Source organism: Ruminococcus sp. RTP21484sp1_RTP21277st1_D2_RTP21277_210401, from assembly GCF_040924225.1.
Taxonomy (GTDB): Bacteria; Bacillota; Clostridia; order Lachnospirales; family Lachnospiraceae; genus Blautia_A; species Blautia_A faecis.
In genome coordinates, this window is the sequence record NZ_JBCOMJ010000047.1 from 19837 (window position 1) to 28119 (window position 8283).

Annotated in this window: 7 protein-coding genes; all 7 read left to right on the top strand. The window is 44.8% G+C overall.

Annotation, left to right across the window (positions count from 1 at the left end; all coding sequences use genetic code 11):
• Window positions 1–93: 93 nt before the first annotated feature.
• Window positions 94–1101 (top strand): aldo/keto reductase, encoded by a 1008-nt coding sequence (locus AB5706_RS21775; RefSeq protein ID WP_195478674.1) that lies wholly within the window; start codon window positions 94–96, stop codon window positions 1099–1101.
• Between the two features lie 216 nt (window positions 1102–1317).
• On the top strand, window positions 1318–2310 hold the full coding sequence (locus AB5706_RS21780) for a BMP family protein (RefSeq protein WP_226855395.1): 993 nt from the start codon (window positions 1318–1320) through the stop codon (window positions 2308–2310).
• A gap of 237 nt (window positions 2311–2547) precedes the next feature.
• On the top strand, window positions 2548–4074 hold the full coding sequence (locus AB5706_RS21785; protein WP_173770261.1) for an ABC transporter ATP-binding protein: 1527 nt from the start codon (window positions 2548–2550) through the stop codon (window positions 4072–4074).
• Window positions 4074–5126: an ABC transporter permease gene (locus AB5706_RS21790; protein WP_187566159.1), complete on the top strand. Its 1053-nt coding sequence runs from the start codon at window positions 4074–4076 to the stop codon at window positions 5124–5126. Before AB5706_RS21785 ends, AB5706_RS21790 begins: the two co-directional genes overlap by 1 nt.
• The gene (locus AB5706_RS21795; RefSeq protein WP_148461845.1) at window positions 5126–6067 is read left to right on the top strand and encodes an ABC transporter permease; all 942 of its coding nucleotides are present in this window, start codon (window positions 5126–5128) and stop codon (window positions 6065–6067) included. The genes AB5706_RS21790 and AB5706_RS21795 overlap by 1 nt, the downstream gene beginning before the upstream one ends.
• An 8-nt stretch (window positions 6068–6075) precedes the next feature.
• The gene (locus AB5706_RS21800; protein WP_148461844.1) at window positions 6076–6831 is read left to right on the top strand and encodes a MerR family transcriptional regulator; all 756 of its coding nucleotides are present in this window, start codon (window positions 6076–6078) and stop codon (window positions 6829–6831) included.
• 59 nt (window positions 6832–6890) lie between these two features.
• Window positions 6891–8159, top strand: a complete 1269-nt coding sequence (locus AB5706_RS21805) for an amidohydrolase family protein (protein ID WP_148461843.1) — start codon at window positions 6891–6893, stop codon at window positions 8157–8159.
• Window positions 8160–8283: the final 124 nt, after the last annotated feature.

Here is an 8283-nt window from a genome sequence, read left to right on the forward strand (position 1 = left end):
CAAACGCCTTATCGTGCAAGCACGAACGGCTTTTTGACCTTTTTGACACTGGTATCATAAATTATTATATATCAAAAATAAGGAGGAGCACAAATGAAATATACAACACTTGGAAAAACCGGTCTTAAGATTTCCCGTATGGGATTTGGCGGAATCCCCATCCAGAGAATTGACGCGGAAGGTACTAAGAAATTAATGAAGCAGCTGGCAGAAGAGGGTGTGAATTATATCGATACAGCCAGAGGCTATACGGTCAGCGAGGAGTATCTTGGTTATGCCCTTGAAGGAATTCGTGACAAATTTGTAATTGCCACCAAGAGTATGGCAAGAACCAGAGAAGCCATGGAAGCAGACATTGAGAAGAGCCTTGGCAATCTTCGAACCAATCACATTGACCTGTATCAGGTACACAACCCAAGCATGGAACAGCTGGACACTGTTATAGGTGAGGGCGGTGCCTTGGAGGCTTTATTGGAGGCGAAAGCAGCCGGTAAAATTGGTCATATCGGTCTGACTGCACATTCTACAGCTGTTTTTGAGCGCGCACTGAATCTGGACTGGGTGGAGACAATCATGTTTCCATATAATATCGTAGAAAACCAGGGCGACGAGCTGATCCGCAAATGTCAGGAGAAAAATGTGGGCTTTATTGCCATGAAGCCATTAGCAGGTGGTGCAATTGAGAATGGCACTCTTGCACTTCGTTATGTCTGTTCTAACCCGGCTGTTATTGTGGTAATCCCGGGAATGGCAGAAGTATCTGAACTGGAAGAGAACATTAAGGCATGCTCTGACACAGCACCTCTTACAGAGGCAGAGCTTGCAGAAATGGAACAGATCCGCCATCAGCTGGGCACCAATTTCTGCCGTCGCTGCAATTACTGTGCGCCATGTACGGTTGGAATCAGCATCCCAAGCGCATTCCTTTTCGCAGGATATCTGGAACGCTACAATCTGGCTGACTGGGCGAAAGACCGCTACGGCAGCATGGCAGTGAAAGCTTCTGCATGTGTGGGATGCGGCAAGTGCGAGACAAGATGCCCATATCATCTGCCAATCCGGGAAATGCTGAAGAAGGTTGCAGAAGAATTTGGAGAATAATAAAAACTGCCCTGTGCGACTCTAATGGTTTTTCAGATAATTTTGCAAAAAAAAGAAAAAATGTATTGACTCTATAGTAACTATATAGTTTACTATAAAGAAGCCTTAAGAAAACCTTATAGCAACTACAAAGTTGCGGATAAGAAAAATAAGTGATACTGACCACGGAGTGAACAGTATCGAATACACGAAAACAGGATCTGATCAAGGAGGATTATGATGAAAAAACTGGTGGTTATGGGATTAGCAATGGCAATGACAGCGGCTATGGTAAATGGTGTATGTGCTCAGCCGGTACAGGCAGCTGATGGAGAAGGACTGAAGGTAGCACTTTTACTTTCCGGAGCAGCAAATGACCAGGGCTGGAATCAGACAGCATACGAAGGAGCACAGAAAGCCTGTGAGAAATACGGATACGAACTGGCTTACACAGAGAACCTGGAAGTTGCTGATATTTCCGCCGCTTTTGCTGACTATGCAAGTGCAGGTTATGATGTGGTAATTGGTCACGGATATGAGTTCGGTGATCCTGCACTGGAAGTTGCAGAGACCTACCCAGACACCAAATTCATCTGCACAGAGGCTGACGCTTCCGCTGACAACGTAGCTTCCTACGTTATGGCATGTGAGCAGACCGCTTATGTAGAAGGAATCATTGCTGCTTCTACTTCTGAGTCTGGTAAACTTGGCGCCATCGGACCGATCCCTGGAGATTCCCTTGTAAAGATCATTAACGGATATGAAGACGGAGCAAAATCCGTAAATCCTGATATCGAAGTTCAGACAGCCTGGACAAACTCTTTTGTTGATACACAGCTTGCACAGGAAGCTGCAAAAGCTATGATCGACAATGGCGTAGACGTAATCAAGCATTGTGCAAATGCTTGCGGAAACGGTGCAATGACAGCAGCTGTTGAGGCTGGAATCTGGTGCCAGGGCGATTCTTACGATCAGAGCTCTTTAGCACCTGACAATATTCTTGATTCTGCAATTTACAATCTTGATGTTGTAATTGATACTGCCCTTGGCAGCGTTGCAGACGGAAGCTTTGAGGGAGATGTTTACAACCTTGGTATGGCAGATGGCGCAGTAGAAGTTCTCCTTTCCGACAATCTTTCCGATGATGTGAAAGCAACTGCACAGGATGCAATTGATAAGATCGTTTCCGGCGAGCTTGAAGTTGAGCGCGACTACACAATGAGACAGTAAGAAATCGGATTTGTAACCGCGGATTGAGATATCTGTTTTTATAAAAATGGCTCGCAATCTGAAATCCGGCAACTGATTGTTCAAAGACAAATGAAGCTGAAATGGAGGAAAGTTATCAATCAGTCAGTGGAGATAACCTTCCGAAGTTTCAGCTTTTTAAAACACTTTAATTATTCGATACCAGTGTCAAAAGACCTTTTGACACTCATATCATTATACGAGAAAAAGGAGAAAACCATGTCTCTTCTTCAAATGAAACATATCTGTAAATCATTTTCCGGCGTATATGCAAATGAGGATATCAACCTGACGGTAGAAAAAGGTGAGATCCATGCTCTCCTTGGTGAGAACGGAGCCGGAAAGACCACACTTGTTAATATTATATTTGGTCTGTACACTGCAGACAGCGGTGAAATTTTGTGGAAAGACAAGCCAGCGGATTTTGCCTCTCCAAGGGAAGCTATCGATGCAGGCATTGGAATGGTCCAGCAGCATTTTTCCCTGGTAAATAAAATGACAGTTCTGGATAACATTGTTCTGAATCTGAAGGACAACTCCTTTTTCCTGGACAGAGCTGCTGCAAAAAAGAAGCTGACTGATCTGGCAGAAAAATACGGACTCTACGTGAACCCGGATGCTGTGATCAGTGATCTGTCAGTGGGAGAACAGCAGCGCGTGGAAATCCTGAAAGCATTATACAGAAATGTAGAACTTCTGATTCTGGATGAGCCTACTGGCGTACTCACCCCTCAGGAAACCACACAGTTTTTCGATGTTCTCCGCAATCTGAAAAAAGAAGGCTATGGAATCATTATCATCACCCATCGTATGAGCGAGATTATGGCAATCAGTGACAAGGTTACCATTCTTCGGGATGGCAGACAGGTGGCAGATCTTGTGACTGCAGACACCAATCCGGAAGAGCTGTCTGCCTATATGATCGGACGAGAGCTGAATGATGACTATCATATAGAAGGTTCTCCCAAAAAAGATATTATGCTGGAATTGAAAAATGTGTCCAATCATCACAGAAAACACAGCCGTCATAAGCTTGAGAATATCAGCCTTACCATTCACAAAGGGGAAATCCTTGGAATTGCCGGTGTGGAAGGAAACGGACAAAAAGAGCTTGCAGAGGTGATCACCGGAATTCAGAAAACCGGTGAGGGCGAAATTCTTCTGGACGGACAGAATCTGGCAGGAATCAATATCCGCGGACGTTATGAAGCAGGTGTTTCCTATATTTCAGAGGACAGATTGTCAGACAGTCTGATCACCGGAATGAACATTTCAGAAAACCTTGTTCTCCGGGAATATGGGAAGCCTCCATTTGCAAACCATTCTATTATAAACAAAGCAGCTATTCGTAAAAATGCAGCAGAAAAAATGAAACAATATCAGGTGCGCGCATCCGGAAAGTCGGGGATTGATACGCTTGTAAAGCTTTTGTCAGGTGGAAACCAGCAGAAGCTGATCATAGCCAGAGAGCTGAACGATCATGCAAAAGTGATCGTGGCAAGTCAGCCTACCAGAGGTCTTGACATCGGTGCTACAGAATTTGTCCGTCAGCAGCTTATAGATCAGAGAAATGCAGGAAAAGGTGTTATGCTGATATCCGCAGACCTGGAAGAAATTATGGCGTTAAGTGACAGGATCGCAGTGCTTTTTGGTGGAAAAATCGTGGGAATCCTGAATAGAGAAGAAGCTACTGTACAGAAAATCGGCCTTCTCATGGGCGGAATTTCAGAAGAGGAGGCAAGATAATGGAGAAGGAAAAAAGAACAAGAGGGATTACAGATGTACTTCTGATTCTTGTGATTACAATTCTGGCAGGTACGGTTTTGATCCTTGCATGCGGCGCAAGCCCGATGGAAGCATACGGTCTTTTCTTCCGTGGAATCTTTGGAACACCTGCAGGATTTGCAGAAATTTTTGTAAAAGCATGCCCGCTGATCCTTACAGGTCTTGGCTGCGCAGTAGCATATCGTACCGGCTTTTTCAACATTGGTGCAGAAGGACAGTTTTATGTAGGGGCAATGGCAACTACCATGGTAGCTCTGAACTGGACGGCTGTTCCGGGAATACCAAGAATTATCCTTTCCCTGGTAATCGGATTTCTGGCAGGTGGCGTGTGGGCGCTGATTGCAGCAGTGTGCAAAGCGAAATTCAATATTTCCGAAATTATTGTCACTATTATGCTGAATTATATTGCAATTAATTTTCTTGGCTATGCAGTCCGTTCTTTTTTGATGGACCCGGAAGGAAATGTTCCGCAGTCTGCGAAAATTGACAAAGCCGTACAGCTTGGAACCCTGATCCGGGCAACCCGTTTTCATGCAGGTATTCTGATCGCAATCATCTGTGTACTTGTAGTATGGTTTTTCCTGGAAAAAACAACTATGGGATACGAATTGAAGGCAGTTGGACTGAACAAACGTGGAAGCACCTGCAACGGTATTTCTGTTATGAAAAATATTGTGCTTTCTGCCTTTTTAAGCGGCGGACTTTCTGCAGTGGCAGGTGGAATCGAGGTTCTTGCCATTCAGAAAAAGCTTCTGGAGGGAATCTCCTCAAACTGTGGCTATACGGCTGTTTTGATCGCACTTGTGGCATTTAACAACCCTATTGGCGTATTCTTTGTGGCAGTGCTTTATGCAGCAATGCAGGTAGGTGCAAGCTCCATGCAAAGACAGCTTGGAGTACCGTCTGCAATCGTTAACATTCTAATCGGTCTGGTTGTTGTTTTGATCCTGGGAAGAGAACTGTTCCATTTCAAAAAGAGACAGGCAAAAGTTGGAAAAGGAGGAAATGCGTAATGCTTCAGCAGATTTTCAGTTTAAGCTTTATGACGGCTTTTCTGGCCGCAGCAGTTCGTCTGGCAGTGCCGCTTATGTATGGCGGAATTGGTGAGACCATTGCGGAAAAATCCGGTATTCTGAATATCGGAATGGAAGGTGTTATGCTCAGCGGTGCATTCTTTTCCTTTGCAGGTGCCTGGTATTCCGGCAATCTGTTTGTGGGACTTCTGTGCGGTATGGCAGGAGGACTTGTAGTCAGTCTGCTTCACGGACTTCTTTCCATTACACTGATCCAGAACCAGTCTGTTTCCGGTCTTGCCATCAACATGCTTATGCTTGGCGTCACCAGCTTTTTGTTTAAATTAATGTCAAATGGACAGGGCTATCAGCAGATCGAGACCTTCCCAAACATTGCCATTCCAGGATTGTCAAAGATTCCGCTGATCGGAGATGCATTTTTTAACTGCGATTTTCTGACCTATATCCTTTATGTACTCCTGATCCTTACCTGGATTTTTTACAAAAAAACCAATCTGGGGCTGTCTTTTATGGCAGTGGGAGAGCACCCGCGTGCAGCAGAATCCGCCGGCATCCAGGTGAAAAAATACCGCTGGATCGTGATGGTGTTCAACGGAATCCTAGGAGGAATCGGCGGTGCATATCTGGTACTGGTACAGCTTGGCGTTTTTACGGAAAATATGATTTCCGGCCGTGGCTATATTGCTCTTGCAACTGTTATTCTTGGACGATATACACCTTTTGGAATGTTTGGAGCAGCTCTTTTGTTCGGAGCAGCCAATGCCCTGCAGATTCGTCTCCAGACCATAGGTGTATCCATCTCCCCGTTCCTTCTGGCAATTTTGCCATATGCGCTGACCCTTATTGCAATGCTTGGGGCTGCCGGAAAGAACAGTGAACCAGAAGCTCTTGCTAAGCCTTATGTAAAAGGCTCAAGATAGGAGTATCTATGGCAAATAAAGAGTATCTGAATGTAAATGAGCTGGCGACCTTATTCGGATTGAACGTGCAGACCCTGCATTATTATGACAAAATCGGAATTCTGAAGCCCAGCTACAGAGACCCGAAAAACGGATATCGGAAATATCGTTTTGATCAGACTTATAAGCTTGCATCCATCCGCTATATGCGAAAACTGGGTTATTCCATTGAGGCAGTCCGGGATTTTCAGGACACAAAAAGTCCTGATGAGGCGCTTAAAAGACTGAAGGAGCGTTCCGCAGCCATTCATGCCCAGTGGGAAGAGATGATGCGGATCGACCATGCGATTTTGCGAAAAATACAGTTTATTGAAGATTCGAAAGCAGGAATTGATTACGAAAATATCCAGGTGGTGAAATATCCAGAGCGAAAATATATTCCCATCGGAGCAGAAGAGGAGCTTTATGCAGGCGAATCCTTCTACTTTTATCCAACCATTGTATTTTATGGGGAAAATAGCAAGGAATTTGGAGCGCTTCTTACAGATGCCGTTCCAGAGGAAAATGCGGAGATACGCACGATTCCTGCAGGAACCTATGTTGTGGGGTATCACAAAGGGGCATATGAAGAGATTCAGGACAGCTTTAAAAGGATAAAGGAATGGGGACGGAATCTGAATCTGGAGGATACCATTCTGGCGCTGAATATCATCGACCAGTTTGTGGAACAGGATAATGATAATTATTCTACCAGGATCGAGGTCAGGATTGCAGATACAAAATAGAGGAAAAGCGATGCGAGAAAGAGAAAAAATGCAATGATTAAGAATGTGAGGGACAAAAAATGGCAGTAAAGATTTACCACGGAGATATTTTGTTTACACCGTCAGCAGACAGGTTAGAGATTCACGAAAACAGTTATATAATTGTAGAAGATGGAGTGGTTTCACAGATCTGTGAAAAGATTCCGGAGCAGTATCAGGGCGCAGAGGTTATAGATTACGATGATAAGCTGATCATTCCGGCTTTTTCTGATCTTCATGTACACGGAGCACAGTATGTACAGCGCGGAATCGGTATGGACTGTCTGCTTTCCGACTGGCTGAATCATTATACATTTCCGCAGGAATCCCGTTTCCAGAATATGGAGTATGCAAAAAACTGCTACGATGCATTTGTAGATGATATGCTCCGCCATGGTACCTTCCATGCCAATGTTTTTGCAACCATTCACCGTGAGGCCACAAACTATCTCTTTGATAAAATGGAAGAGAAAGGCATGTATGGTTATGTGGGAAAGGTGAACATGGACTGCAATTCTCCGGAATTTCTCACCGAGACCACAGAGGATTCCCTGAAGGAAACAGAGAAGTATCTGGCAGAACATGAGGGCAGCAAAAAGGTGAAAACCATTCTGGCTCCCCGTTTTGCCCCGACCTGCAGCAAGCCGCTGATCGATGGTCTTGGCAAGCTGGCAGCAAAATATCATTGTGGTGTGCACACTCATCTGGTAGAGTCTCTGTGGGAGGCACAGGAAGCTCTGAATCTGTTTCCGGGCTATAGTTCTGACGCAGAAATTTATGAGCGCGCAGGTCTGATGGATCACGGTCCGTCTATTTTCGCCCATGTTATTTTCCCAACTGAGGAAGATAAGCGGATTCTGAAAAAACATGGAAGCTTTTCTGTTCACTGCCCGGATGCCACTGTGAATATTATTGCAGGAATTATGCCGCTGCAGCATATGGAGGCTGAGGGACTGAAAATTGCCATGGGAACTGACATTGCCGGTGGCCATGGAATCGGCATATACCGCCAGGTTGCAAGAGCCGTACAGTTATCCAAGCTGAAAGAATTCTACGAGCCACAGGAGAGTAAGACCATTACTATTACACAGGCATTCTACCATGCAACCAAAGAGTCTGGAAGTGTATTCGGTAAGGTTGGTTCTTTCGAAAAAGGGTATGCATTTAATGCCCTTGTGATTGATAATATGGAAGATCCATGGACAAAAATGACTGCAGAGGAGAAACTGGAGCGTTTCTGCTACATCGGAGATGACCGGAATATTAAGGCCAGATATATTGATGGGGAGCTGTTGGAGCAGGAATTTTAGAAATTTGCTATTTAATGTGTTGGGAGGGTGAAAAGTTTTCAGGAGGAACGCATTTGGACAATGTGTATTACTCACTCGCCGGCGCAACGCTCCGATGAACTAATCGCTAACTGCGACTAATGCG

Bases quoted from the DNA above. Each gene is read 5' to 3' on its own strand.
- AB5706_RS21790 (WP_187566159.1), top strand. From the start codon at position 4,074: ATGGAGAAGGAAAAAAGAACAAGAGGGATTACAGATGTACTTCTGATT.
- AB5706_RS21780 (WP_226855395.1), top strand. From the start codon at position 1,318: ATGATGAAAAAACTGGTGGTTATGGGATTAGCAATGGCAATGACAGCG.
- AB5706_RS21785 (WP_173770261.1), top strand. From the start codon at position 2,548: ATGTCTCTTCTTCAAATGAAACATATCTGTAAATCATTTTCCGGCGTA.
- AB5706_RS21800 (WP_148461844.1), top strand. From the start codon at position 6,076: ATGGCAAATAAAGAGTATCTGAATGTAAATGAGCTGGCGACCTTATTC.
- AB5706_RS21795 (WP_148461845.1), top strand. From the start codon at position 5,126: ATGCTTCAGCAGATTTTCAGTTTAAGCTTTATGACGGCTTTTCTGGCC.
- AB5706_RS21805 (WP_148461843.1), top strand. From the start codon at position 6,891: ATGGCAGTAAAGATTTACCACGGAGATATTTTGTTTACACCGTCAGCA.
- AB5706_RS21775 (WP_195478674.1), top strand. From the start codon at position 94: ATGAAATATACAACACTTGGAAAAACCGGTCTTAAGATTTCCCGTATG.